24 protein-coding genes and 1 pseudogene are annotated in these 24,925 nt (G+C 48.1%); 3 read left to right on the top strand and 22 right to left on the bottom strand.

Translation table 11 applies throughout. From position 1 onward, the window contains the following. Positions 1–147: 147 nt before the first annotated feature. Together BVJ53_RS00925 and BVJ53_RS00920 are read left to right on the top strand one after the other, a co-directional pair. Positions 148–474 (top strand): bacteriocin immunity protein, encoded by a 327-nt coding sequence (locus BVJ53_RS00925; protein WP_129300755.1) that lies wholly within the window; start codon positions 148–150, stop codon positions 472–474. A gap of 167 nt (positions 475–641) precedes the next feature. Continuing rightward, complete coding sequence (locus BVJ53_RS00920) at positions 642–1,280, top strand: CPBP family intramembrane glutamic endopeptidase (RefSeq protein WP_129300740.1); 639 nt, start codon at positions 642–644, stop codon at positions 1,278–1,280. A 397-nt stretch (positions 1,281–1,677) separates the two neighbouring features. Here BVJ53_RS00920 and BVJ53_RS14925 read toward each other — a convergent pair whose 3' ends face one another. The 17 genes and pseudogenes from BVJ53_RS14925 to BVJ53_RS00835 all read right to left on the bottom strand — a co-directional run bounded on the left by BVJ53_RS14925 (position 1,678) and on the right by BVJ53_RS00835 (position 20,022). Beyond that, positions 1,678–1,854: a hypothetical protein gene (locus tag BVJ53_RS14925; protein WP_158280526.1), complete on the bottom strand. Its 177-nt coding sequence runs from the start codon at positions 1,852–1,854 to the stop codon at positions 1,678–1,680. A 300-nt stretch (positions 1,855–2,154) separates the two neighbouring features. Beyond that, positions 2,155–2,382 carry a hypothetical protein gene (locus tag BVJ53_RS00910; RefSeq protein WP_129300739.1) on the bottom strand — a complete coding sequence of 76 codons (228 nt, stop codon included), beginning with the start codon at positions 2,380–2,382 and terminating at the stop codon, positions 2,155–2,157. Between the two features lie 821 nt (positions 2,383–3,203). Beyond that, positions 3,204–3,803 carry a hypothetical protein gene (locus BVJ53_RS00905; protein ID WP_129300738.1) on the bottom strand — a complete coding sequence of 200 codons (600 nt, stop codon included), beginning with the start codon at positions 3,801–3,803 and terminating at the stop codon, positions 3,204–3,206. A 33-nt stretch (positions 3,804–3,836) separates the two neighbouring features. After that, positions 3,837–4,982, bottom strand: a complete 1,146-nt coding sequence (dgoD, locus tag BVJ53_RS00900; RefSeq protein ID WP_129300737.1) for a galactonate dehydratase — start codon at positions 4,980–4,982, stop codon at positions 3,837–3,839. Between the two features lie 45 nt (positions 4,983–5,027). Further along, on the bottom strand, positions 5,028–6,404 hold the full coding sequence (locus BVJ53_RS00895; protein WP_129300736.1) for a PTS galactitol transporter subunit IIC: 1,377 nt from the start codon (positions 6,402–6,404) through the stop codon (positions 5,028–5,030). 55 nt (positions 6,405–6,459) lie between these two features. Beyond that, on the bottom strand, positions 6,460–6,747 hold the full coding sequence (locus tag BVJ53_RS00890; RefSeq protein WP_129300735.1) for a PTS sugar transporter subunit IIB: 288 nt from the start codon (positions 6,745–6,747) through the stop codon (positions 6,460–6,462). 15 nt (positions 6,748–6,762) lie between these two features. Beyond that, on the bottom strand, positions 6,763–7,227 hold the full coding sequence (locus tag BVJ53_RS00885; protein ID WP_129300734.1) for a PTS sugar transporter subunit IIA: 465 nt from the start codon (positions 7,225–7,227) through the stop codon (positions 6,763–6,765). Between the two features lie 16 nt (positions 7,228–7,243). Beyond that, the gene (locus tag BVJ53_RS00880) at positions 7,244–7,870 is read right to left on the bottom strand and encodes a bifunctional 4-hydroxy-2-oxoglutarate aldolase/2-dehydro-3-deoxy-phosphogluconate aldolase (RefSeq protein WP_129300733.1); all 627 of its coding nucleotides are present in this window, start codon (positions 7,868–7,870) and stop codon (positions 7,244–7,246) included. Positions 7,871–7,909: 39 nt separating this feature from the next. After that, the gene (locus tag BVJ53_RS00875) at positions 7,910–9,955 is read right to left on the bottom strand and encodes a BglG family transcription antiterminator (RefSeq protein WP_129300732.1); all 2,046 of its coding nucleotides are present in this window, start codon (positions 9,953–9,955) and stop codon (positions 7,910–7,912) included. Between the two features lie 549 nt (positions 9,956–10,504). Further along, positions 10,505–11,695, bottom strand: coding sequence for an EndoS/ChiA family endoglycosidase (locus BVJ53_RS00870; RefSeq protein ID WP_129300731.1), 1,191 nt, complete (start codon positions 11,693–11,695; stop codon positions 10,505–10,507). Positions 11,696–11,712: 17 nt separating this feature from the next. Further along, complete coding sequence (locus BVJ53_RS00865) at positions 11,713–12,051, bottom strand: PTS lactose/cellobiose transporter subunit IIA (protein WP_129300730.1); 339 nt, start codon at positions 12,049–12,051, stop codon at positions 11,713–11,715. A gap of 42 nt (positions 12,052–12,093) precedes the next feature. After that, on the bottom strand, positions 12,094–12,408 hold the full coding sequence (locus tag BVJ53_RS00860; protein WP_129300729.1) for a PTS sugar transporter subunit IIB: 315 nt from the start codon (positions 12,406–12,408) through the stop codon (positions 12,094–12,096). A gap of 18 nt (positions 12,409–12,426) precedes the next feature. After that, positions 12,427–13,848: a glycoside hydrolase family 1 protein gene (locus BVJ53_RS00855; protein WP_129300728.1), complete on the bottom strand. Its 1,422-nt coding sequence runs from the start codon at positions 13,846–13,848 to the stop codon at positions 12,427–12,429. After that, entirely contained in the window at positions 13,848–14,744 is an 897-nt protein-coding gene (locus tag BVJ53_RS00850; protein WP_129300727.1) for an ROK family protein, read from the bottom strand. The genes BVJ53_RS00855 and BVJ53_RS00850 overlap by 1 nt, the downstream gene beginning before the upstream one ends. Beyond that, positions 14,741–16,033 carry a glycoside hydrolase family 125 protein gene (locus BVJ53_RS00845; RefSeq protein WP_129300726.1) on the bottom strand — a complete coding sequence of 431 codons (1,293 nt, stop codon included), beginning with the start codon at positions 16,031–16,033 and terminating at the stop codon, positions 14,741–14,743. Before BVJ53_RS00845 ends, BVJ53_RS00850 begins: the two co-directional genes overlap by 4 nt. Then, positions 16,033–18,672: a glycoside hydrolase family 38 N-terminal domain-containing protein gene (locus tag BVJ53_RS00840; RefSeq protein ID WP_129300725.1), complete on the bottom strand. Its 2,640-nt coding sequence runs from the start codon at positions 18,670–18,672 to the stop codon at positions 16,033–16,035. The genes BVJ53_RS00845 and BVJ53_RS00840 overlap by 1 nt, the downstream gene beginning before the upstream one ends. Positions 18,673–18,695: 23 nt before the next feature. Then, positions 18,696–20,022 (bottom strand): annotated as a pseudogene (locus BVJ53_RS00835) (PTS sugar transporter subunit IIC). Between the two features lie 223 nt (positions 20,023–20,245). Between BVJ53_RS00835 and BVJ53_RS00830 the strand changes: the two are divergent. Beyond that, positions 20,246–20,971, top strand: a complete 726-nt coding sequence (locus BVJ53_RS00830) for a GntR family transcriptional regulator (protein ID WP_129300724.1) — start codon at positions 20,246–20,248, stop codon at positions 20,969–20,971. Between the two features lie 481 nt (positions 20,972–21,452). Here the strand turns inward: BVJ53_RS00830 and BVJ53_RS00820 are convergent, their stop codons facing one another. The 5 genes from BVJ53_RS00820 to BVJ53_RS00800 all read right to left on the bottom strand — a co-directional run bounded on the left by BVJ53_RS00820 (position 21,453) and on the right by BVJ53_RS00800 (position 24,909). Then, positions 21,453–22,181: a class II aldolase/adducin family protein gene (locus BVJ53_RS00820; protein WP_129300722.1), complete on the bottom strand. Its 729-nt coding sequence runs from the start codon at positions 22,179–22,181 to the stop codon at positions 21,453–21,455. Beyond that, positions 22,178–22,414 (bottom strand): hypothetical protein, encoded by a 237-nt coding sequence (locus BVJ53_RS00815; protein WP_129300721.1) that lies wholly within the window; start codon positions 22,412–22,414, stop codon positions 22,178–22,180. Before BVJ53_RS00815 ends, BVJ53_RS00820 begins: the two co-directional genes overlap by 4 nt. Then, positions 22,407–23,990: a PTS galactitol transporter subunit IIC gene (locus tag BVJ53_RS00810; protein ID WP_129300720.1), complete on the bottom strand. Its 1,584-nt coding sequence runs from the start codon at positions 23,988–23,990 to the stop codon at positions 22,407–22,409. The genes BVJ53_RS00815 and BVJ53_RS00810 overlap by 8 nt, the downstream gene beginning before the upstream one ends. A gap of 96 nt (positions 23,991–24,086) precedes the next feature. Beyond that, positions 24,087–24,407, bottom strand: coding sequence for a PTS sugar transporter subunit IIB (locus BVJ53_RS00805; protein WP_129300719.1), 321 nt, complete (start codon positions 24,405–24,407; stop codon positions 24,087–24,089). A 22-nt stretch (positions 24,408–24,429) separates the two neighbouring features. Continuing rightward, positions 24,430–24,909, bottom strand: coding sequence for a PTS sugar transporter subunit IIA (locus BVJ53_RS00800; RefSeq protein WP_129300718.1), 480 nt, complete (start codon positions 24,907–24,909; stop codon positions 24,430–24,432). Positions 24,910–24,925 lie beyond the last annotated feature (16 nt).

Raw genomic sequence — 24,925 nt, 5'->3', positions numbered from 1 at the left:
TTAGCGTTAGCATGACGCTAGCTAAGCAACACTTATCAACTGAGAAATGCACGTGAAGAATAAATAAATTCTTTTTTAGTGGTATCATAACTGTTGTTAGCATTGCAGACACAGATGGTCGTCAACGTCGAAGCTATATTGATAACGATGGTAGACATAGTGAAACAGCAAAAGAATGCTCAAATAAACAAAGATATGCTAAACAAGCTCTACGATTTCGTCCTCGATCCTGATATCAAGGACCGTGAGCGAAGAATAGAGCTTATGGCAAAAGCCGATATGGAAAAAGGCAGATATAACGTGGCGGTTCTTCACCAGACGCTCGTTAGTCTGCAGAGAGAGTCAATGCGTTTCGGTCTGTCACGTAATGTGGGCAAATTTTATGATGACTTTCAAGTTCTCTATGATCGAAACCTGCCTTTTGGTACCAATTGTGGGGTTCTGGAGACGTTGATCAGTTATCTGGATCCATGAGAGTGTGAAAGGCAGCTTTGTGGCTTTGCTACTGATGAGCTTGGCGCCTTCCTCACGCTACTAAATGAAAGCAAAAAGTGCTAATGCGTTGGAAAATAAACAATTATGAAAGACTGTGATAACCCGTGACGATTCAAAGGGATCCTTTACTCAAAAGGATCGCTTATATGACACTGATGTACTTCGTGTCGCCGCTCCCGCAGTGCTTTTTACTGCTGATGGCTGATGCCAAAAGTACCTTGGCTTTAGTTGAACTTACGAATGCTTTTGTTTTAGCAGAGGCAGTCGTTCTTTTCGCTGCATATAGATTTGTCCGTAAATACACAAATAATGGCATTCTGCAAAAGGCCAGTCTTCACGACCTTGGATATATTTTCGGCGGCTATGCTGTTGGCCTGATGAGTGATGCTGTTTTCATTTATCTAAATTACATAACATATCATCAAACGCAAACACCAAATAACCAAATCATCGAAAGATCCTTGTTCGACCATCACCAGCTAATGGTTGGTCTGTTTATCATTAACATGGTGATCATAACGCCAATCGTCGAAGAGTTGTTTTTTCGGGGAATGGTGTTTAGTCTATTTTTCAATTCAAAGCAAGCTTGGATTAAAATCATATTAAGTGCGCTTTTGTTTTCATCTGAGCATGACAGCAACACAATTTTTGGTTTCCTGATGTACGCCTTCTCGGGAATCGTACTTGGATTTGTCTATTGGAAAAGCGGCAAGTTGCAAAACTCGATTGCGCTGCATGCCGTCATAAATTTGGTTGCAGTGCTAGCCATATTTTCAATTATTTAAATCGTTATCTTAGTAGCCAGAGGTGGTCAATTAAGAAAAATAACACCAATTTTTTAGAAAACATGTGGCTGAACATCCCCTATAGCATCAGCACTGCAACGGCTGATGTCACGGATAAAGACAACCAGCGTATTCACAAAACCGAGCATCTTTTAGTTGCTAAACAACCCATTACACTGTATTTTACGACAACGCAGGCAAATTATGCGTTACGCAGTCAGAAAATGAGGTTCAGTTTTTTAGTGCCGGAGTCGAATCATGATGTGAAATATTCGCTGTTGCTGGAATAAGTTCCCCACCAAAACAGGCTCTGAAAGCCCGTTAGATCCGGAATTTCAGAGCCTTTAAATTCGACGATCAAACTGATTCCGCATTATGAATGAATCCAGCATGTCATTTATTTCACGGCATTTTTCGACTTAGTTGCATATCGTGTGATGTACGTAAACAGCCCGAAGGTGGCAACAAGGACAATGTAGAACAGCAAGTTAGGAACCTTCATGACTACCTGTACAATCACAATCAGCGCAATGACAACAATATAAGCGAACACGGCAATAAAAAGTTTCTTCAAGGACCCCATCCCTCTCCAGTTTATTAGATCGAAAGCTCAGTTCAAATTTCGACATCATTCATGGACATTCCAAGTGGTCACCCAAGCATAGAAACAACAGCTTCCTTAGTCGACAAGGTCTGCACTGTTAGCTCTTACAAAAATTGATCGAGTGTCACTAAAATGAAGCCAACTGAAAACCATTCGCATTCTAAATTGTACCTGGCTGGCATTAAAAAGGTGATAAAACGTTTTTCATTTCAACGGTGCTTAAGCTAGTTTCAAAAACATCAAAAAGTAGGCATCATACCAATTCAAGAATTAGCTTGCTGGTATGATACCTGCCTTTTTTCGTTTTTCATCAGCTCCCAATCTTCGCTTCTTATTTTTCTTAGCATTTTCAATCAGCCAAAAAATCCCCGAAAAAATAGCGGGAACGACGATCACCGGTAAAAGAAAAGCGCTGTTGCCATAATAAGAAGTCGAAAAAAGAACAAAACCGTAAATAACAAACACGACTACCCAAATGACTTTTCTAAGCAGCGTCATGCTACATCCTCCTCGCTTTTTACTGGGACGAAACCGTTAGTCGGCGGATTTTTATGCAATGACAATATAACATTTTGAATGCAAAGTAAAGGAAAAACAGCTATTACAAAACAAGCGGTCTGTGCGACTACTGATAACGAGTTGGTGAACCTAAAAAGCTTATAATCCTTTATGCACCTTAAAAAATATTATTTAAACAGATGTATTTTGTCTTGTGATGCTGTATCATTCTATTTATCAAAAGCTTATTAACAGATTGCCATCACAGATTCATCTGCTTTTAGCCGCTGCTCTGCAAACGATCCAATCCATCTCTTTAAAGGTCACGAGGTTATGTTGCGTTGCTTGCTACTCAATGTACCAAAATACCATTTTAGCAAGAAGGCCATTCTATGATATATCGGATTAAGTCCTATTTGATACAAGCATCTAGCAATATGTCTATGATAGCAGGTTATATTTTACTGGTATTTGTATCTGTTAATATCGCCATGGTTTGGTACACACAGCCGTACGAAGGCTTAACTTTCAATTCACCTTTCTTTGTTCCCATAGTGATAGGTGTCGGTTATAGAACGCTGAACCCGCATAACATCTATGCTCTTGTTCTATACGCACTACTTATGATCTTTTCGCTTTGGCTGGCGGTTGGCAACCAACTACTTCAAAGGAAAGAGAAGCGAGAACAAAGCAGCGCTAGACAACATCATAATTTATGAAAGATATTGTCCTCTAAATCATTACTAAATAGTTGAATTTTGAGAAAGCCCATGTTGAATAAACAAAGAAAACCCCGATCGCTCGAGGCTTTCTTCGTTCATTCAACCTTTGCGCGTTGCCTCAGACCGCCGCTCCTGTTTCTGCCACGGCAGCCGATTCCGCTGTGGTCGATTACGAATGGCTGCTAACATGTCCGCCTGACGCTGACGATCATCTTGGGCATCGCGGCTTTCCAACACTGCCCACTCTTCCGCGGTCAACAATGCCACATTTTGCGGTAAGTTTTCCTTGAAGAACTCGCGGATTGTCGCCTCTGACTGATCGAACATTAAGGAGTAGCTGCCGCCTTTTTTGGACCAAAACGTGACCATGGTACCATGCTTAATCGTTTCGGTAATGACCCGATCATAGCGCCGATAGTCACTTGCATGCGCGACTGAGCCATACGTGATGACTTTGGTTTTGCCTAACCCTTGGCGATACAGCCCAACGCTGGCCACAAGAATCGCCAGAATCACGAGACGGAGGTTGCTGATGGTGTTCCCCGACCAGAACAACGCAACGATTAATAATGCTGCGACTATGGCGACTAAGACTTTAAGCCAAGAGGACTTGGTTTTGATTTGCAGCTGTCGTTGCTGCTGCCACTCGAGATAAAGCAGGCCGCCTGACAAGAGTGCCGTTGCCGTTACATCTGTCACCTCACATGCCCCCTAGCTTTTAATCCGCGACTTTTACCATTCGGCAATCGTGCCATCGTAATTCTTCCAAGACGGGTTACTCCAAACCAGACCTTGTTGAGCAACTGACTTGATCTTGTCTTCATCCATATCAATGCCGAGACCCGGGCCTTTCGGTAGTTGAACATAACTGTCTTTGTATTGGAAAATTTCCTTATTTTTCACAAAGTCGAGCAGGTCAAAGCCTTGATTGTAGTGGATGCCCAGGCTTTGTTCCTGAATGAACACATTCGGCGTGCAGGCATCAACTTGCAAGGTGGCTGCCAGTGACACCGGTCCATACGGTGCATGCGGCGCAACACCCATGTCGAAGGCTTCGGCCATCGCCGCAATTTTGCGGGTTTCCAAAATACCGCCACACAGCGCCACATCCGGCTGCACGATATCAATCGCCCCTTGCCGGAACAGATTCTTGAAGTCCCACCGCGTGTACAGCCGTTCGCCGGTTGCCAACGGAATGGAAACTTCACGGGCAATGTCATCAAAAGAATCCCAGTTTTCTGGTAACACAACTTCTTCCAGAAACATCGGATGATATGGTTCCAGCGCATGCGCCAGCACCTTTGCCATTGGCCGGTGAACGCGTCCGTGGAAGTCGATGCCGATTTCCAGCTTATCGCCGACCTGATCACGGATGGAAGCGACGCGATCCACGACAGCCTGCACTTTGTTGTAAGAGTCAATGTAGTGGAGTTCGGAAGTGGCATTCATTTTAATTGCGGTGAAACCCTTGTCGACCCGTGCTTGCGCCTGTTCGGCAACATCGGATGGCCGATCGCCACCGATCCAGGAGTAGACCCGAATGCGATCGCGTGCTGCTCCGCCAAGTAACTCATAAACCGGCAGATTCAGCGCCTTACCTTTAATATCCCAAAGTGCCATCTCTAAACCGGAAATGATGGTGCCGTTAATCGGACCGCCACGGAAGAACGAGCGGTGCATCTCCTGCCACAGCCGTTCAATCTCGAACGGATCGCGGCCGATTAACTTTTTCCCCATTTCATAAGCACCAGCGACAACGGTTTCCGTTTTGGTTCCTGAAATCATTTCACCCCAGCCGGTGATGCCTTCATCGGTCGATAACTTAACAAAAATCCAGCGCGGCTTCACTTTATAGACTTTAATATCTGAAAGTTTCAATTCAAAAATGCTCCCTTCAAAACTGCTTCAACAAACCTACGCGACTTACGCATGTGCACTTTTCTGATTCTGGGCATCCATCGCGGCATTGACGTGTTTGATGCCGTCAAAGAAGTACCAGACGCCGGCGAAAATGACCAACAACACCGGAATCGAAATCAGCGGATGCCACGTGAAGGCGAAGTATACCGCAAAACTTTGAATCATCGAAGTTGCTGCAAATGACGAAATGTACAGCGAGTTGGCACCAAGTTTAATGCCGACTGATTTGGCAATTTCCGTCAAAACTGGCGCTGTCGACGTCCCGCACCACAAAAGCGAGGCGGTGACGACCAAGCCGATGATGATGTTCTTCAGCAAATTGCCGTTCGTAAGTGCCACAACCAAAGCCACCCGGAATGGCACAACCGCCAAGTCAGCAAATGGCAAGACCTGGTTGCCTGGCAAAACCAATGCCATCAAAATCGTCAATGGAATGATGATCAGTGCGGTCGTGATAACGTCGGCATTCCCGACAACGACTGCGGCATCCAAGCCGATGAACAGCTTACGGCCCTTGAACCGTTTTTCTGACCATTTTTGCGCGGAATCGGAAATCGGCATCAAGCCTTCCATGAACAGCGAGGTCATTTTCGGAATCAGTACCAAAACTGCCGCCATCGACACGCCTAATTGCATAATCTTCATCAGGTTATACCCGGCAAAAAAGCCAATGGCCATCCCGATTAATAGCCCCATGATCATTGAATCCCCGAAGAAGCCTAAATATTTTTGAGCATCACGGATGGAAAACTTATTGCGCCGCATAAACGGAATGCGGTCGAGTAGCCAGTTCAATGGCCACGCGATGACCAATGATGACAGTGCCGAAACGGTTGGCAGGGACACGCCGGGCATACCGAAGAATTTTTCCGTCATCGGCTGTGACCAGTCGGCGAGCTTGAAGGTGACCAACGCCATCACAATTGATGAACCCACGCCAAGCGCGATGTTCTTCGTGACGAAGTAAACCATGACGCCGACAATAGCCATGTGATGGTAGTTCCAGATATCCACATCGAGCGTATGCGTGCGTTTGATGATCAACAGCACGATGTTGACGGCCAAAATAGCAAAAATCAGAATCGCGATAATCGGTGATGCCCAAGTGACGGCGGCGATGGAACCCCAGCCGACATCAAGTGCGGTTAGATGGGCACCGGTCCGCTCAACCATGGCTTTGGCAGCCGGCCCGACATTGGTAGTCATGAAATCCAGAATCAATTTGATCCCGGCAAAACCAATGCCTAATGTCAGCCCGGATTTAAACGCTTTGTCGATGCGCAGGCCAAAGATCATGCCGATAATCGTGATGATAACTGGCAGTAACACCGTTGGACCGGCGGCAATTAGCCAGTTAAACACATCCATTACGATATTCATAGAACGTTATCCCTCCAATTCAGTCGGATTGACCCGACCTTGTTGACGTGCCTGCTTACTTGTCTTTAACCGTTTCGTAAATCTTGTTAAGCGTGTCTTGAGCGCCGACACCGGTTAACAGCGGCAGGCCGTGAATATACGGCACGCCATGAGTTTGCCCTTCAAATTGGCCGGTCGTCACCAGCAAGTCGTAGTTTTCGACTTTGCCTGGCACTTCCATCAGTTTCGTCTGAGTCGTTTCAACATCAACACCTTTTTCCGCCAGAAAACTTTTAATCTTGGATGCAACCACCGTTGATGTTGCGATCCCGTTACCACATGCAACTAAAATATGAGCAGCCATTTTTTGTACCTCCGTTTATTTAAATGTTTTCGCCAATAATTGATACAATCCATCTGAATCTTTCGCATCCGCGATCGCGTGGCGCAGTTGATCGTCTTGAATGACATCGACGATTTTTTGCAGCATCTCGACCTGGCCATGCGGTTCGCCAATGGCCATCATGATGATGACATCCACATCCAAGACGTGATTGACATCTCCCATATCGTGAAACTTCACTGGGTGCGCCAGGGTAGCGACTGAAATGGTGGTTTGCTTCACGAGTCGATAATTCGCATGAGGAATCGCTACGGTCGGCCGCGGCGATGGCAGCCCGGTTGGGTACGTGGCCTCGCGCTCGAGAATGGCCTGTTTGTAACCTTCCTTGACATAACCCTGCGCATACAGGTTGTCGGCAATCTGGCTCAAGGCATCCAGGTTGTCCGTCGCCTCTAAGTGAGGCAGTAATAACTTTTTATCAATGACCAAATCAACCGCCACAGATCCAGGCTCCCTTCTACAATTCGTTTTTGACATCGACAAAGGCTTGCATGGATGCTGCCAAACCGGTCACATCTCGGTTCGCCAAGTCTTCGGCGTTGAACATTTTCGAACCGATACCCAAGTAACTGGTGCCGTGCGTCAACAGATCCTTCGCATTTTCCAGCGAGACGCCGCCAACTGCCATCAACGACAACTTGCCAAGCGGCGCCTGAATCGCTTTAAAGAAGCCTGATCCGACTGTGGTCGCCGGGAAAATTTTGACAATGTCGGCGCCTTTTTCAAACATGTCATGCACTTCGGTTGGGGTCATCGCAGCCGGCACCGTGATGACGTCATGTGCTTTGGCATAAGCAAAAATGTCATCCGTGAACTCAATCGGACTCAGCATGAACTTGGCACCTTTGGCAATCGCTGCTTTAGCCTCGTCCAGGGTTGTCACGGTTCCTGCGCCGATGTTGATCCGATCGCCGTACGATGCATTGCCGTTTTCAATAATCTCCAGTGCATGCGGCGTGTTCATCGTGACTTCAACGCCGAACTGATTTTCAAAACCGGCCATCGCCTGCATGATGGCGTCTGCCTGTGCTGGCGTGTATCCGCGCATAATGACGGTAAAAGTTGGATATTCAGATAATTCCATGATGCCCTCCTTGGGTTGCTTAATGTCTCGCTTAATTTTTTAATTCAGGTTTGCGCCTGATTTGGCTTCGTAATGTTGCAAAACTTCATACGCCTGTTGTCCGCTTTTGGCAGCAAACAGTTGCTTCAAAGTGGCGTTGTCGGCAATCAGTTCCGACAGCTCCTGAATAGCGTGAAGGTGCTGATCGGTATCTTTAACCGCAATTGGCACAATCATCCGAATGTGAAACCCGTTTGGATAAACCACCGGATGCTTCAGAATGTAAAAGGCAAAGCCATTGCTAAGCACCCCGTTTTCCGGAACCGTGTGGGGAATGGCCACCTCGGTTCCAATGAAGCTGTAGTTGTCTGCCGCGGCGGTTTCGTCCATCAACGTTTGCCGAAACGGATCGGTCACATAATCCAAGCGCTCCAGTGGCGCAATCGCCTGACGCAAGGCCTGTTGCCAATTGCGGCTTTGGCCAACTTGAATCAGATTCGGCGCCGTCAACGCTGACAACCGCGGCTGTGGGACTTCTGGCAGTTCCTCAACGCCTTGATCGGCTAAAAAGCGACGCAAGGCTTCATCCAATCCTGCAGAATCCGTGATTTTGGCATGTTTACGCACAATCGCGGTGAGTGCCGAAATGCCGGTTTGAATATTTTTGACGCCGATATCGTTCAACACGCGATAACGCAATTGGACTTGTTCATCTTCCGTCAATAGCGGGTGAATGATATATTGCCGCGCCGACGTTTTTAAAGGCACCGTGGTAAACACCAGATCATAATCCCCGGAAAAATGTTCGAATTCACGCGCGGATGTGGCGGATAAAAAGCTGATTTCCGGAAACAGCCGGCGCAGGCTCTGAATCATCAGCTTGGAAACAATCAGGCCGTTGGTGCAAACCACCGCTGCGCGCTCCTTACTGACGTGCAAGTCAGCTGACTTTTCCAACTCACCGTCGAAGTAAAACGCGATAAGGTTGCGTTCATCTTCGGGAATCGGCTTGCCGGTTAACTTCTCCAGCGGCTCGATAATGGCATCAATGGTGTCGGCTAAAAATCGATGCCGGGGATCAGCCGCCATGACCTGGCCGATGCCGATATCATGCAGGTGCAAGCCATAACGCACACGGAAAATCGCGGGACGCAGGTGGGCCAGCAAGCGCTTCACAAAGTCGTCCTGATCAGCCACCTTGATGAACGTCTGCTGTTCAAACTTGGCAACCATGGTGCGAATTGCGGCAACCAAGGCTTGATCAGCGACGCCAACATCCCCGCGAATCGTATTGGCCGATAGCAACAGAATCACCAGCCACTCCGCATCCGAATCGCTCGTCAGCCACGCGTCGGGAATCAGCGGTTTAAGCGATGCAAACTCTTGCGTATCACTGATTTGATGCTCAAAGTAGCGGCTATCTTTTGCCCGGTGCGACAGATTGCGCGTCACATTCATCAGCACCGCCAGCATCAAGAAGCTGAACGACTCATCCGAATACGTCACATTGCGGACATTTTCGATTTTGTGAATAAAATGAATCACCTGCTCCGTGGGCACCTTGCCTAACTGTTCGATCGAGCTGCGGCCATCGTCATACGTCAGCAGCTGTGTGACCAGATAGTTCAGCAAGTTGCGCATTGTTTGTTCGGCGCCAGCAATAAAATAGCCCGCTTGCCGCGTATACTTCAGCGTTAACTGCCGCTTTTCCAGAAACCGGGCAACTGCTTTTAAATCCGCCGATGTCGTGGTTCGACTGACGCCGCTGAAATCATAGATGTGCACCAGCGATAGCAATTCGTCGCTGACTAGCAGATAGAGGCAGATGAGCAGGATGCGCTCGTCTTCTTCGCGATACACATCCGGTTGCGGTGCTTCCGTTGCCTGCACGTTGAAAAAGTCAGCGATCTCGCTTGGCGTGACGAATTCGCCGCGCGGGGTTCGGGTAATTTTAGGCAGCCGATGATCTGTCAGTTCCTGATTAATTTGTGACAAAGCGTAAGCAAGTTGCCGCCGCGTAATTTTAAATTGTTTTTCCAAATCACCACTTTTCAAATTAGGATGCCGAATAATTTCTGAAAGGATTTGCAAGTTGCGTTTTTTCACTCAACCCTCACCTCCAGGTCCAATGTCATTGTACGAGACAAACCGCCCTAAATGACGGCGCTTTCATTCTGGGTTTTGTGCACCCCATGCGCGTCCGGAATGTTCAAGGTGAACTTATGCCTGCGGGAAGTGCGTGGTTATCGGTTTTGGCTTGAGCGGGGACAAGATACAGAATGTTTCGATTGCCGGGCCAAACTCCGCGATCTCCGGCCAGAGGGGCTGGCGACCGCGAAGCTAGAGTGGTGGGCACGACTTAGAGCCTCTGCAAAACCGGCAAAGTCTCTAAGCTCGGCCTTGTATTACGCCGGGAAGATCACCCGGCTAGTACAATCTCACCCCTGAGCCCCCTCTGACCTCCGATTGCTCCGCTTTGGCCCTCACTTTCTTAAAAATTTCGACAAATTATCCTATGAGACAATAAAAGACGAGTGATTTTTCTAAATGTACTGAAAAATCACTCGTCTTTTTAGACCAGCGCGAATAAGATTCCAATCGCGTCGATAAATTGATGTCACTAAAAACACACTTTACACACATCTGTCTGCGTGCTCACATGCCCATCTGAATTTCCCTAACAGCGTCAAAATTTGGATCGACTGCATCGTTGAAGTCGTCTTTCATGAAGACACTGTTCACTTCAAATGCATTGGTTGCTTGGCCAATTTGCTGATGAAGCGTCTGGTGTTGCGTCGGAGTCAGACGTGGTGCTATTTTTTTCAGATAACGGTATGCCGCGGCTTTTATATCGCTTAACGGATAGCCCTTCGTTTCTAGAATGGCAGTTTTGGTCCATCGGTAAGTTGTTTTGCTGATGTGACTAAAATCGGGTTCTGCATACGTTCGGCCATCGCGATCGACGGCATAAACAAACATGCCGCCTAAGTTTTGACGGGCAAATTCGGCTACCGTATGCATGTTTGAATCTAGAAAATGGTGAGGGTTGGTGTCGTACCAACGATTCTGGTCGCCTTCTTCTGAGAAACTCAATCCTGCCAGTATTTGATCTTGTGAAAAGCCGGTTGCCGTGTAGGTTTGTCGCATTTTTTCGGTACGGTTTGGGCCGCTGCCGTATTGTTGATAACCAAGTTTGGAAAAATAGGCCATGACATTTTTAAACGGGGCAAGATAGCTGCCATTTGTGTCGTAAATCAGTAAGGTGCCATTTGCCGCTTTCGGCCCTAAATATTGTCCCATTGTGCGGATAATGCTGTCGGACAAGGCAACTCTTTCTGCACTGGGTTGCTTTTCCATATCAATGTCGATGCCATCCAGTCCCCATTGACCAGATAGCTCATAGATTAAGGCTCGTACATAATCATCAACTTCGCTGGCGGTTGGGTGTTGGCCATATTGCTGAATTAAGCCATCCACCATGTGATCATAATCCAAGGCGCGAACTAATTTTGCGCCTCGCCGATGCATTTCCGGAGCATAAACAGTTTTTAACTTATCGAAAAACGGTTGTGCCTTAGCCTCTTGACCGGCCGGGACGTAACTAAACACGTTGATAATATCAATTCCGTATGGCAAATCCAGCATACTTTGCGGATTCGGATCCAAAATTGATGTATTAACGCCATGCATGGCTTGATCCCGCCAAGCACGATAATAGACCATAAATGTCTTTTGTGGCGTTTTGGCAGAAGCGTTAACTGATTGCGATGGCATCATGATGCTGAAAAAGAGCGCGGCAGCAATCATCAGCCATGTTATCCGTCGTACAACAAACCCTTTTTTCATCGTCATTCTCCTCACCATTAAGCTAAGTTATCTTGCTTCGACGCTTCACCCAAGCGCTCATACAATGCCACAATTTCCCCGGCCAAGTCGCGGAACGTAATGGCGGTCATGACGTGGTCTTGGCCGTGGACCATTAAAAGTGAGACTGCTTGGTGGTCGCCGTTTGCTTCAGCGGTCAGCATGCCGGTTTGTGCTTGATGTGCCTCGGCTAAAAAGTGATCGGCTTCTTTGAGTTTGGCTTTGGCCTGCTTGAAGTCGCCGGTTTTTGCCGCTCTGATGGCCTCAAACGCAGCATTCTTCGCATTGCCACCTGCCATGATGAGTTGCATCACGACCAATTGTTGCTGCTCATCCATAAACCTCGTCCCCTTTCTACATCCAATAACACAGGTGGCTGCTCAAGCTATTAAATCAAGTGCCGTTTGCAAGACGCGATCGCCTTTCATTAAGCCGTAGTCCTGCATGTTGATGACTGCGACGGGTATCGACAGTTCTGCTTTAAAATCGGCGGCTAAATACCGCACTTGCGGCCCAAGCAACAAAACGTCAGGATGCTCTGCTGCCAGCTTATCGTGTGCATCGGATGCGGAGGTGGCAAAAATGTTCACGTTAACCTTGTTTTTCTCTGCCGCATCCGTCATTTTTCTAACTAACATGCTGGTGGACATCCCTGCCGCACAAACCAGCATGATGGTCTTCGGATTTCCCGTCATAATGACATTGCCTCTTTTCTATTCTGCAACCTGCTCTGTTTGGGAACACGTATCCGGAACATGGCCCGTAGCTGCGACTTGGCAGAACCAGTATCCCGATTTTTTTAACGACTTCGTTTGGTTGCGTAAGTTATTGCGAATCAACCCGTAACGATTTTTATAGGCATTGAGCCACGACCAGCAATCAATGCCGGTCCAGACAAAATAGCCGTGGCAATTCGCGCCTTTTTCGATCGCCTGATGCAGGAAAGACAGGTGATCGGTCATGAATTGAATGCGGTAATCATCCTGCACAACCTCATTTTGCAAAAAGCGCTCTTCGTCAGCCACGCCGATGCCGTTTTCTGCCACGAACCAGTCGATATTGCCATAACGGTTTTTAATGGTCATCGCAATGTCGTACAGCGCATCAGGATAAATTTCCCACCCTTTGTCGAGATTCATTTTGCGGCCGGGCAGTTCATACGCGTCAAAATAAATGTCCGGCAACCATGGCTGCAGGCTGTCAGGGGCCACGGCCGGTGCTTGGACGCGGCAGGGATGATAGTAATTCACCCCCAACACATCAATGCGATTTGCTGCAATCACGGCTAATTCTTCGGGAGTCGCCTGCCACAAAACGTGATCTTGCTTGAGCCGTTCGACGAGTGCTTCTGGAAAGCGACCATGAATCGCTGGCTCCAGGTACAGATCATTGGCCCACAGCTCTGCAAATCGCGCGGCTTCAAGATCGCCGGCAGACTGCGATGCTGGATAAACCGGCGTCAAATTAATGATCGTGCCGATAGTGGCTTGCGGCTGCCGGTTGATTTTTCGAAACGCCGCCACCGCCTTGGCACTGGCTAGATTAAGATTGTAGGCCACCTGCACCGCCGCTTTGCCATCCACCAGATTGGGATAGTGGAATTGATATAAATATTGGCCATCCACAATCACTTTTGGCTCATTGAATGTAAACCAGTGCGTCACCTGATCGCTGAAAAGTTCAAAACACCGCTGCGCAAATTTCACGTACAGGTCGACAACATGTTTGGACTGCCACCCGCCATAGCGATGCTGTAAGGCGACTGGCAAATCGAAATGATGCAGGTTCACATATGGCGTGATTCCCAGTTCATGCATCGTTGCAAACACCCGGTGATAATAATCAGCGCCTGCCGGATCAACCGTAGCCGCTTCAGGATCGTCAATTAACCGCGTCCACTGAATCGAGATGCGCAACGCCTGCACGCCTGCCTGTTTCAGCAGCTTCAGATCCTGTTCATAATCGTTGTAAAAGTTTGACGCGACATCCGGACCAACATAGTGATAAAAGTCTTGCGGACGCGTGTGGTAATGATAATCAAAGATATTTTCATGCTTCTTGTGAAACGTGCCTTCTGCTTGCGGGCCGCTGGTTGCCGCGCCCCAAGTGAAATCTGCTGGAAATTGGATGGCCATCACGTCCTTTCTAAGGGAATCAAACCAGCTTGATGTTGCTGGTAAAAATGCACCGCCGCACCGTATAGATTGGCTTCGGCTCGAAACTTGGCGATGCGAATAACCGGTCGAATCGGTGTCAATTCGGTATTGGCCATCATCTCATCGAGTGCCGCTTCCAAGTCTCCCAGTAGCGCCGGGTTTTGGGATATGCCGCCGCTGATCACGAAACAATCGGGATCAAAACTATACTGCAAATTGAAAATGGTCACTGCCAAGACATGAAACATCTTTTGCATGGCTGTACTAGCTGCTGAATCGCCGGATTGCGCCAATTCATACAGCCTTTTGCCATCCAGTTGCGTGCCATGCTGCCGATTGTATCGGGCGACCGTGTTGACAAGCGTGCCAAGATGGCTGACCGTATCTTCATCGCCGTGCAACATATAGCCAAATTCGCCGCCCATCAAATGCCGACCGCGATGAAGTTGGCCATTTATAATGACTGCGCCACCAACGCCAGTTCCAAGTACAAGCAAAATTGCATCACGCACATCAGCGGCTGCCCCTAACTGCGCTTCGGCCAACGCCGCGCAGTTCGCATCGTTTTCAATGGTAAGCGGCAAATGCAAGCGGTTGCTCAACTCAGTCACGATCGGAAAATGATGAATGTACGGCACGGCACTAGCTCCGCGAATGACGCCTGCCGCTTGGTCCACAACGCCTGGACTGCTAATGGCCACGCCCGTCAGTTCAGTTATCTGCCTTAACGCCGCCACCTGTTGTTGCAGGCAGTGATAAAAGGCAGCCAATGTTTTTGGCGTTGCTACACGTGTCTGCGCGAAAAGACCGGTCGCAGTTGTGTAACCCGCAAACTTTATGCTGGTGCCGCCGATATCGATCACCGCTAAACTCATCGCAATCCTTCTTTTTCTCGTTGATGCCCGACATCCAGTGCCAACTGGCAAAACGTCATATTGGCCCATGAAAACCACGTGCGGGTATATTGAGCCGGATCATCTTTTTGAACCCCTTCATGGCATTGACCGGTCCCGCCAGTCGTCGCCGCGATCAGCCGCAATTTCGCCATTTTTTCCGCGGCTGATGTTGCCACCAAGCCTTCCATAGCAACAGCGATTGGCCAGACATATTGCGGCGGGGTGTGCTCGCTGCCAACGCCGCTTAACCTTTTGCCCTGATAGTAGTAATGATTTTGCAGGCTGAGAATAAACGCTCTTGTGGCCAGATACAGCGGATCATCTGCGGCAATCGCGCCTAGAAACGGCAAACTCAACAGGCTTGGTACATTGGCATCATCCATCAAGCGGGCGTACCCGAGGCCATCGACTTCATAAGCTAATCCCTGTTCCCCACTTGGCAAGGTTTGAATCGCATGCTTGATCACACCTTGCTCAATAGCCGTTACTAACGCCTGCGTTCGTTTGACCAACTGCAGCTCATCAACTGGCATTAACGGCAATAAATGGGTAAGAACCGTTTTGGCTAATAGGTTAGCGGGAATATGAAAACCATACTCGCAGCGGTTGTCGCTAGGTCGAAAACCGTCCCAGATCAAACCGGTATAGGCAATCGGATTGCCCAAGCCGTTATTCGGCAACGTATCATTTTCATCAGTGTTGCTCCTTCTGAAAAAATACGGCGACTGCTCATGGTGCTGCTCTTGTTCAAACGTCGTCAAAATCAGCGTGAAGGTAGCCCAAAAATCAACGTCAAAAATGCTGGCATCCCCGGTTTCGGCATACAGGTTGATGGCCAATAGCAATGGCGCGCACAAGCTATCGATTTCAAATTTGCGTTCCCAAACATGCGGCGAAAGCGGGCAATCGCTTTCATCATCCGCGCGCCAATGTGCCCCACTAGGCGTTTCGTTAAAGGCGTTTGCATACGGATCAAGTCGCACAAACGCCAATTCACGCCGCAACACGCCTCCAAGTATCGGTTTCAAATCGGGAATGTCTTCGATGAGCTGCACATATGGCAATACCTGAAACGTCGCATCCCGCAACCACATCGCCGGAATATCCCCGGTAGCCACAAAATAGGTACCATCAGGCTGGCGGCGGGTTGCCTTGACCAACGCATCAGGTAATAAGGTGCGGAACATTTTCTGCGCGGCTGCGTCTGGTAACGGATGCGCATCCGCATAGTCCATCAAAGCGGTTGCCAATGCTGACTTTTCTTCCATTAATGGCGCGCCTCCTCTAGCAATGGTAACGTCTGCCGCGGATAGATACCGTATGTGCGGATCTCGCCTGGCTTAAATGCAGGCAGTTCAAAACTTGTCACATCGGTCGCGAGTGTTTGCCGGGTTTCGTTGTTAAGATTCAGCAAGCGAACACTAACCGGCTGGGCAAAATGAAGCGTATCTGCCTGTTGGTACATCTGCTCGCTCGGGTTATAAAGTCGCACAAGATAGCCTGTTCCATCCGCTGTGGCGCTAACACTGGACACAACCAACTTCGTATCGTTCAACGCAATAGCCGAGTGATGGGCCAGTGGCGTTTGATTCGCGTTAATTGGGAAGTACTGCAGCGGCGTGGTGAAGCGATCAAGCGTCTGATTTTGGTAGCCCAGACTGCCGATTGCCAGTGCCTGCGCCCGGCGTTGCAATTCAGCCGAGTCAAACGTAGCATCCAGACAGATACCGCCGCGCATGTGCCGCGTCCCCAACAATTGACTGTCAGGTGTCGCCACATAACGCGTCTGCAAGCCCGAAGCATCGCCTGGCCGCCGGTTTAAATCCGGACGGCCCAGATAACCAACGCCACGAAACATCGTCACCGCCAGCTGGGCAAAATGGTTCCCGACAATTTGAAATTCTTTTTCACCTAAGCCGAGGAAGGTCCAACTGGTCGTTTGGTCGTGCGTGTTGGCAAAATGAATCAGCGGTCGCAGTGCTGTGGGTTCCTCATGATAGCCGATTGACCGCCAATCCTTAAGATGCGGATCGATGACCGGCCGTGCCGCCACCCCAAATGGCGTGTCGGCATAGCTGGCTTGAGCCTGAATCGGTGTGTGCAGCACCAAGCGAATGCGGTGATCGCGCACGGTATTTTCAACGGTCAAGTCGAAGTGAATGACAGGATCATCAGCTGTCAGTTGCAACACGAGCTTGTATGGCGTCGTAGTGGTAGCTTTTTTCGCAGTGCGATCCGGCAAGTCGCTCGGCAGTTGCCACTCGCCGCGGAAAATAAGTTCACTGACAAACTTACCTTGGTGACCCGTAACTTCGGCTTGAGCCAAGGACAAGTCCAGCAGCCAGTCTTCATCAGGTGGCGAGTAATCGTACGTATCTCCCGCATCACCGCCATCTTCAAAGTGAAGCGGATCGACAAAGGTTTGCTGCGTGCGGTTATCCGTCAACAAGAGCTTGCCGTCCTTAAAAGTCAGCGTGTAAATTCCGTTACTAATCGTAGTACTTTTTGTTCGCAGCGCCATCGACTGGTGCGCAGGCTCAAGCGTCAAGCCCACCCAATCCAGCGCATCAATGACCGCTGGTACTGCAATGGTCGTGCGATAATAGATGTCCGGCGTCTCTTGTGCGGGATCGCCACGCAAAACGGCGTTGTCGACTTGTTCCTGTTTCAGCACCTCAAACGCCTCCGGTTCGCCGGCCGCATTTTTTAGCTTAAAGTGCGGTTCGCGCGTTGCCACCGTGATCTGGCCAATTTGGCGGACCGGTTGAATCGTCGGGTTCCAAAAGAAAACATTCAATGAGTCTGGGGCATTGCTGGCCAACTTGCGTAATAAATAGTCACGAAGCGATTCCGCCAACTGTAAAGCGTCGGTGCCACGCAGGACAATGTCGCGATTCGTCTCATCCGAATTGCACCCGCCGGAAGAATCATGGGCTTGGCCGCGAGCAATGCTTTTCCAGATGTTTTCAACGATGCCTCGCTGCGCCTCAATGCCATGATGAGCCGCCACCACCATTAGCGGTTCGACCACATCGATCATCAAGTGTTCAAGACGGTCATACAACTCTTTTAAATCTGCCCGTGATGAATAAATACCCCGATGAATCTTTGATGCTGACGGATCCACAAACTCACCTTGATAGGTAGGTAAATCCGGCGTTTTCGCCAAGTCGTTGAAAAAGTCCGGATAATTGTCTTCCAACAATTCAAACTCATTCTGTTGTGCATTGGCGATTTGCAGCCGATCCTTCAAGTTGAAATCAACCGCGCGCTGGTCACCGCCCACTGGTAAAACCAAATCATGCGCCTCGGTATCCGTGGCAATCCGATGAAGCAAACTCGCCACATCGTCATTTTCAATCAGCTCAACGCCGGCATAATAACCGTTTTTAATGTTGGCAGCTAACACTTTGGAGCCGTCACTCGCTGTCCAGTAAAAGTAACGCGCATTTTTTTCATGCGGCATACCACGCCAAAAGACGGTCGAACCGATGTCAAAACCTTGATAAATCTTCGGCATGTCCTGTCCCTGACCAAATGAATCAGGCAGATAGCCGACTTTCATAACGCCGCCTAAATCAGCAGCCAGTTTGTGCCCAAGCTGCAGGTTCCGCACAATCGACTCGCCACTGGTAACCATTTCATCAATTTGCGTATACCACGGACCGACAAACAGCCGCCGTGCCTGAACAAACTTGCGCATCTGATCACGTCGTTCGGGATTGGTTTGCAAATAGTCATCGACAATCGCCATTTGCCCATCCAGCAAATAAGCATCCAACTGATTCGTTTCAAGCGCCTGCAACACTTCCGCCATATGATAAGCAAACTGAACCCGGGCCTGCTGACGAGTGAAGTACCATTCAAAATCCCAATGCGTGTGCGCAATTACGTGAACTTTTTGCATTAATCAAATTCTTCTTTCTGTCTTCATGCCGCGGCCAGTCTCCGTTCACTACGCTGATTCATAATGACAAACGGTGCGTAGAGGAAAATATCGATGACAACCAAAACGGCCGTAAGAATCACCGGACTCATATGCAACCCACCAAGGATCCACGTGCTGACAAAAATCGGCTCATTGCCTGAATTTAAGACGACAAGCGGTACCACCCAGCCAATTGAAGTCACAACATAAGCCACAATCGCATTAAACAATGGTACGAAAATCCACGGAATGAACATGATCGGATTCAAAACAATCGGTAACCCAAAGATAACCGGTTCGTTGATGCCAAAACATCCCGGTACCAAGGCTAGTTTGGCTACTTCCCGTTCTTTTTCACCTTTTTTGGCAAAAATCAGCATGGCGATAATCAGACCAAAAGTAGCCCCTGAACCGCCGATCATCGCGTAAACATTGGTCATCGTGTTAGGCGCAATCGTGATACCGGCAAAACTCTTGGTCTCCGCAAACTTAGCCACATTTTGTAAGAATAACGGCAGCCAGAACGCGGAAACAATTCCCCAAACAATGTTGAAGCCGTGTAAACCAAGGAACCACAGAATCTGTTCTAATAAAATGACGACAATAATAGCTGGTAATCCGGTGCCGACAGTCAGTAACGGCTTAATGATGACCGTTGAAATCAGCTGAATTAAACTGGTGTACCCCATCGCCTGAAGACCAATCCGCGCCAAGCCGAACAGTAACAAAACTTTGGACATCGGAATTAAGGCAAAAAACGAGTCAAACACATTTTGTGGGACACTCCCAGGCATCCTGATCGTGAATTTGGAGCGGCTGAAGGAAGCAAACATAGCAACGGCTAACATCCCGACAATCAAGCCGGTAAACATCCCTTCATAACTGAAAAGCGACGCCGCAAATCCTTCAATCACTTTAGCTTTAGGATCAGCAAAATTCACGTTGTTCGGCACCATGACAAAATACGCGGAAAAGGCCAACAAGGTGGCAATAATGACATTCAAGCCCTTGTTCTCATCACGCTGCTTTAACTCAACCGCGTAAGAATAGGCGCTTGAGATAACCACAATCAAGCCGACGACGCCAAGCGTAGCAATGCCGAGATAACCAAAGAGTTGACTCAGGCTCGCCAACCACCCCCAATCGTAACTGTTGCGACTTAATCAATGCATCCAGTTGCATCTTGATCAAATTCGAAAACGACCCAATCACCGTAAATGGAATCGTTCAAACAAAGGCATTCTTAACAGCTTGGAGAATCGTGTTGTTCTGCACCCACATCGAAGCCTTCAGTAACGGCTCCTGAAGCTTATCCACATTGAACTTCATCATGCATCACCCCTAAATAGTTTTGAAAAGAAAGCGTTTCCCAACATCGTCAGTTTACCGGTTTCCCTAGTTTTTGTAAAGTCTTATTTTTGTTTTGTATATACAAATTTTCCAACTCTGTCAGATAACGCTGGCTTAATCCTGACTAGCTCGAAAATATGGCTTATCAACTCATTCGCTTATGTTATAATCGCTTAACAAGTAAGCCATTGAGGTGACGGTATTGTATCTATATTCAGAAATTTATTCCGACATTAAAAAAGGCATTTTAACGAACCACTATCGCGCCGGTAAGCCGCTACCCACGCAGAAAAAGCTGGCGGAAACCTACCATACCAGCCGCCTAACCATTAAAAAAGCGCTAAAACTCTTACAGGATGAAGGCCTGATTTACAGTCAGCAGGGATCAGGCAGCTTTGTGCGCGCACGAGCAACTGAAGACGACAAGGAACTGCTACCACTCGATGCGCCAATTGGGGCGACATATTCCCACCGCGATCAAAGCATCTCCAGCAAGTTGCTGTATTTTGATGCGCGCTTGCCCAATGAAATCGAGCAAAAAAGTCTCGCCATTAAAAGCAACGAGCCGGTCTACGATATCAAACGTGTTCGCCTGATTAATGACCGCTACTACAGCCTTGAACACACGATCATGCCTACCAGCATCGCGCCGTTAGACAAGGAAATTCTGAAAGGTTCCATTTACGATTACCTCGGCAACCGCGGTATCCAGCTAACCGATGCCCGCCGTATTCTTTACGCAACCGATGCCGATGACGAAACCGCCAAAGCCCTCGACATCAAACAAGGCAGTCCCGTACTCGTCATCGAACAAACCGCTTATGATCAAAAAGGCCATGCTTTTGAATACTCGGTCTCACGGTTTATTCACGACCATTCGCGGTTTGTTTTGAATATTCATCGAAAGCTGCCGGATTTTTTGGGGTGATGGTTTTGATTATAGAACTTACAGGTTGGCGAAATATCCAACACATTTTTTGTTCAAAAAAGAGGTTGAGCCATAATTCGTGTAAAAAGTCTTTAGTGTACTGAATTCCGAACGATACAGAAACCATAGGCAATTGGTTCCGTGTCGTGCCAAACTCCGCAATCTCCGGCGGGTCCTGGGCTGGAACGTGGTGGGCGCGACTTTGAGCCTCTGCAAAACCGGCAGAGTCTCAAAGCTCGGCCTTGTACTACGCCGGGAAGATCGCCCGGCTAGTACAATTTCACCACTGAGCCCGTCCCCGCCTCCGATTGCTCCGCTTTGGCACTATGACCATAAATCCTCTACAAATTACCCATGACGAAACAAATAGCGGACAATATTCCGAAACACACAGGAATGTTGTTCGCTATATTCTAATGGCGTTAGATGATGACCCAGCCTTGGCTTTTTTTTATCTATACAAACTTATTGCTTCAAAATTCTATGACTTTAACGACTGCTTCAGCATCCCATCTGTGGCTTTGCCGCAAGACTGATAGCTGTCCAACAGCCCCAGCTTCATGAAGACGGTTTGTTGATAGGCAATCTTTGCGTTCCATTCAACGGTTTCCAGAATTTCGGTGGCGTGATGCAAGTCTTCAGAGGTGATCAGGACGCCATGACTATTTAGCAGGAAGATGTGCTCTTTTGCCGCATCTCCTACCTCCTTAAGTCCGTTGTAAACCGTATCGGCTAGTTCTTTGGAGCAGGCAGGTGCGTAAGGAAGCACGCGGATCGGACCGACTTCTTCGGTGACTTCGGTAACATTAGGCATGTCCAATCCAGCGGTTGCCCAGAACATTGATTCTTCAGCATGGGAGTGGTACACGCATCGGATCTTGTCATTGGCACGATAGGCTTCTTCATGCATATTGATTTCGCGGGTTAACCGACCAACGCCATCAATCAGTTGCCCGGTTTCAAGATCCACGACCAAAATCTGCGTTGGCTGAAGCTTGGCGTACCATGCTTCCGACATCATTGTTGGCGTCATGATCAGATAAGCTTTGCCTGCTTTGATGTGGATGGTGCCATAATCAAAATCCTTGTCAGGTGTAATTCGAACACTAATATTGCCCCCCGCCACGTTCGTATTCTTGCGAACGAACATTTCACGGGCAACTGTAGCTAAATCCTTGCGTTCTTCTTCAAATACATATTGTTCTGTCATTTGTTATCTCCTCCATGATTCGCTCGCTGCTCCAACAGTAGCTTGCGACGCTGCAACATTCTTTCATGCTGTTTCCGGTCATAATCGCCAAACAGGATTGGATTCACCTTGACATACAGCATCAAAGTCATCAGACCCATCAACAGACACAACGGCGTATTGCCACCTAACAAAGCAACTGAGACGCCGATGGTATCCAGAAAAACCAGAAATGAAGCCATGGTCTTACTCACGCTTATCACCCCTCTTCTCGTGGCTGGTATGACTGAAATCCAAACCACCAAGATCATTTAAATCAACATCATCGGCTACATTAGATTTCGGGGATGCGGATTTCTTGCTTTCGTTAGAAGCCTTGGCATCACTGAAGTCCAAGCCGCTCAAGTCATTCAAATCAACGTCATCGGCAGTGTCATTCGTATCCGACGCTGCTGGTGCTGCCGCTGCAGTAGCCGGTTTCAAAATACCATAGCGTTGACTAGGCAATTTGATTCTATTTTGATCGCGGTATAGCCAGATGAAACCGAGTGTCCACAGAAGTGCTAATGCGATCGCCCACCATTTACCATTAAAGGCCTGAGCGAAGAAAAGTCGAAAATCCGGACCTTCGAAGGTTGACCATGACAACTGCTGACCAGCGTGCACCTTGACCGTTCCGGTTGTTTTCGCTAAGTTCGTGATGACAGGGGCAAAATAGGTGGCGCCATACAAGAAAATCGGCGTGGTAATGATACCTAGTGTAATCATGCGTAAAAGATTGGCGCCTGTCAGCAGCAAAGCCGCATTGACAAAGGACAAGTTGATGATGCCGGCGAATGGTAAGACCGTGTTATGCGGTAAGATCATTGCAAAAACCAACATAATTGGCACCAAGATAATCACGGTGACCCAAAGCTCATTGCGCCCGGCAAGAATCGGCCAATCAAGCCCGATATAAACTTCACGACCCTTAAAGTGCTTTTGCATAAAGCCACTCATCGCATCGGCAATCGGTTGCAACGCAGTCATGAAAAGTTTGGAAATCATCGGAAACAGGGTCATGGCCGTGGCAGCTTTAATCGCCAAATTCAGGGACCCGGAAATAGAGTAGCCAGCGCCAAACCCTAGAAGTACCCCGATCAAGGCACCCATCACTGTATTGTCACCCCAAACACCGATTCGTTTTTGCAAAGCATCGGCATCAAAAGGCTTATTCATGATCGGGATAAAATCTAGTAATTTATTCAGCGGTTGTAAGATCACCGCGAATAGCGTGATGAAATGTGGCACCGTGACCCCTGGCATACCGGTTAAGTCCTCGATATGGCGATGCCACATATCGCCTGCCTTCAGTTCAAAGATGATCTGGAAACCAGCGACTAAGAAGCCAAAGAATGCATTATGCGTAAAGTACAGAACGACGACATAAGTGAAAATTTTGTTCCAGACATTCCACATATCAACGTTTAGCGTTTTGGTCCAGTTAAACGTCAACATGACAAAATTAATGGCTAACAATAACGGGAAAAACAGAAAAGCTGATTTGTACGACCACGTGATGGCTGCAACCCCTGTCCACCCGGCATCAATCGCATTAAGACTCAGGTGAAACAGCTTGGACATGGCTTTGGCGGCTGGTGAAATAGCGTCCATCATGTAGTTAACAACCAAGGTCATCCCGGAAAAGGCAACCCCTAAGGTCAACGCAGCTACAATCGACTTTTTGAACTTCAATCCGGCAACCAATCCCAGAATCAGCATGATCAAGGGAACAAAGACCGGACCCCCAAGATTCAGGATATAATTAACGACGTCTTTTAAGATCGTCACGATTTTCTCCTCCTCACAACTTAATGACCTGTGATGCAGTTAGATGGCTTATTGAACAATCCACCCTTTCCGCATCGGTTCGCGTGACGCGAGACGTCACTTACCAGCACTTTGCATGTCCTTCAATGCCTGAATGATTTGTTTGTAGGACTTCTCCGGATTCATGTTCATGAAAATCGGCATGCCGTTAACGACAGCAATATGATTTTTCTTGGCTAAGTCCTCTAATTGCTGATTGGGTTTGGCGATCCAAACATAAACATCGTAATTAGGAAGCACTTCCGGAAGTTGTTTAAAGTCAGTCGCATCCACCGATACGCCTTTAACATTGTGTGATTCAAAGAAATCTTTGATTCGACTAGCAGTAGCCTCACTTGATGCGACGCCTGAGCCACATGCAACAACAATTTTTGCCATAATACTGACACTCCTTTTTGATTTATTTTCCAGCAGCTTGTGCTTTAAATGTGTTAACGAAAAACTCATACATTGTCTCCGGATCCTTAATCGCCTTGAACTTGGCGACAAACTTTTCATTCTGGAGTAAATCCATGAAAACCTGTAAGAGCCCGACTTGTTGACTCGAATCCGTGATGCCGAGAAAGAACATGGCCGTTGCATCTTCTGGCTTGTTATAACCCATCTGCAGCACGCGAACCGGCTGGGCATTCTTGACAATCGCCATGAATGGCCGGTTGACGTTTTCCGGATCGGCATGCGGCAACATCACAGATATTTCCGGAAAAACAATGCCGGTCGGAAACGCATCTTCCCGCTTATTCAGTGCCGCTTCATACGTATCTTTGACGTACCCAGCAGCCTGAATCTTTTTTGCCACTGCTCTAAACAATTTCTTACGATCAGCAGCATCTTCATTCAAAAAAATTAAATCTTTGTGAATCATTGTGCTATAATCCATATCTAGCTCCCCTCAA

The organism is Lacticaseibacillus chiayiensis, assembly GCF_004123795.1.
Classification (GTDB): domain Bacteria; phylum Bacillota; class Bacilli; order Lactobacillales; family Lactobacillaceae; genus Lacticaseibacillus; species Lacticaseibacillus chiayiensis.
Note: the sequence above shows the minus strand (reverse complement) of the source record. Positions and strands in the feature narration are given on the sequence as shown.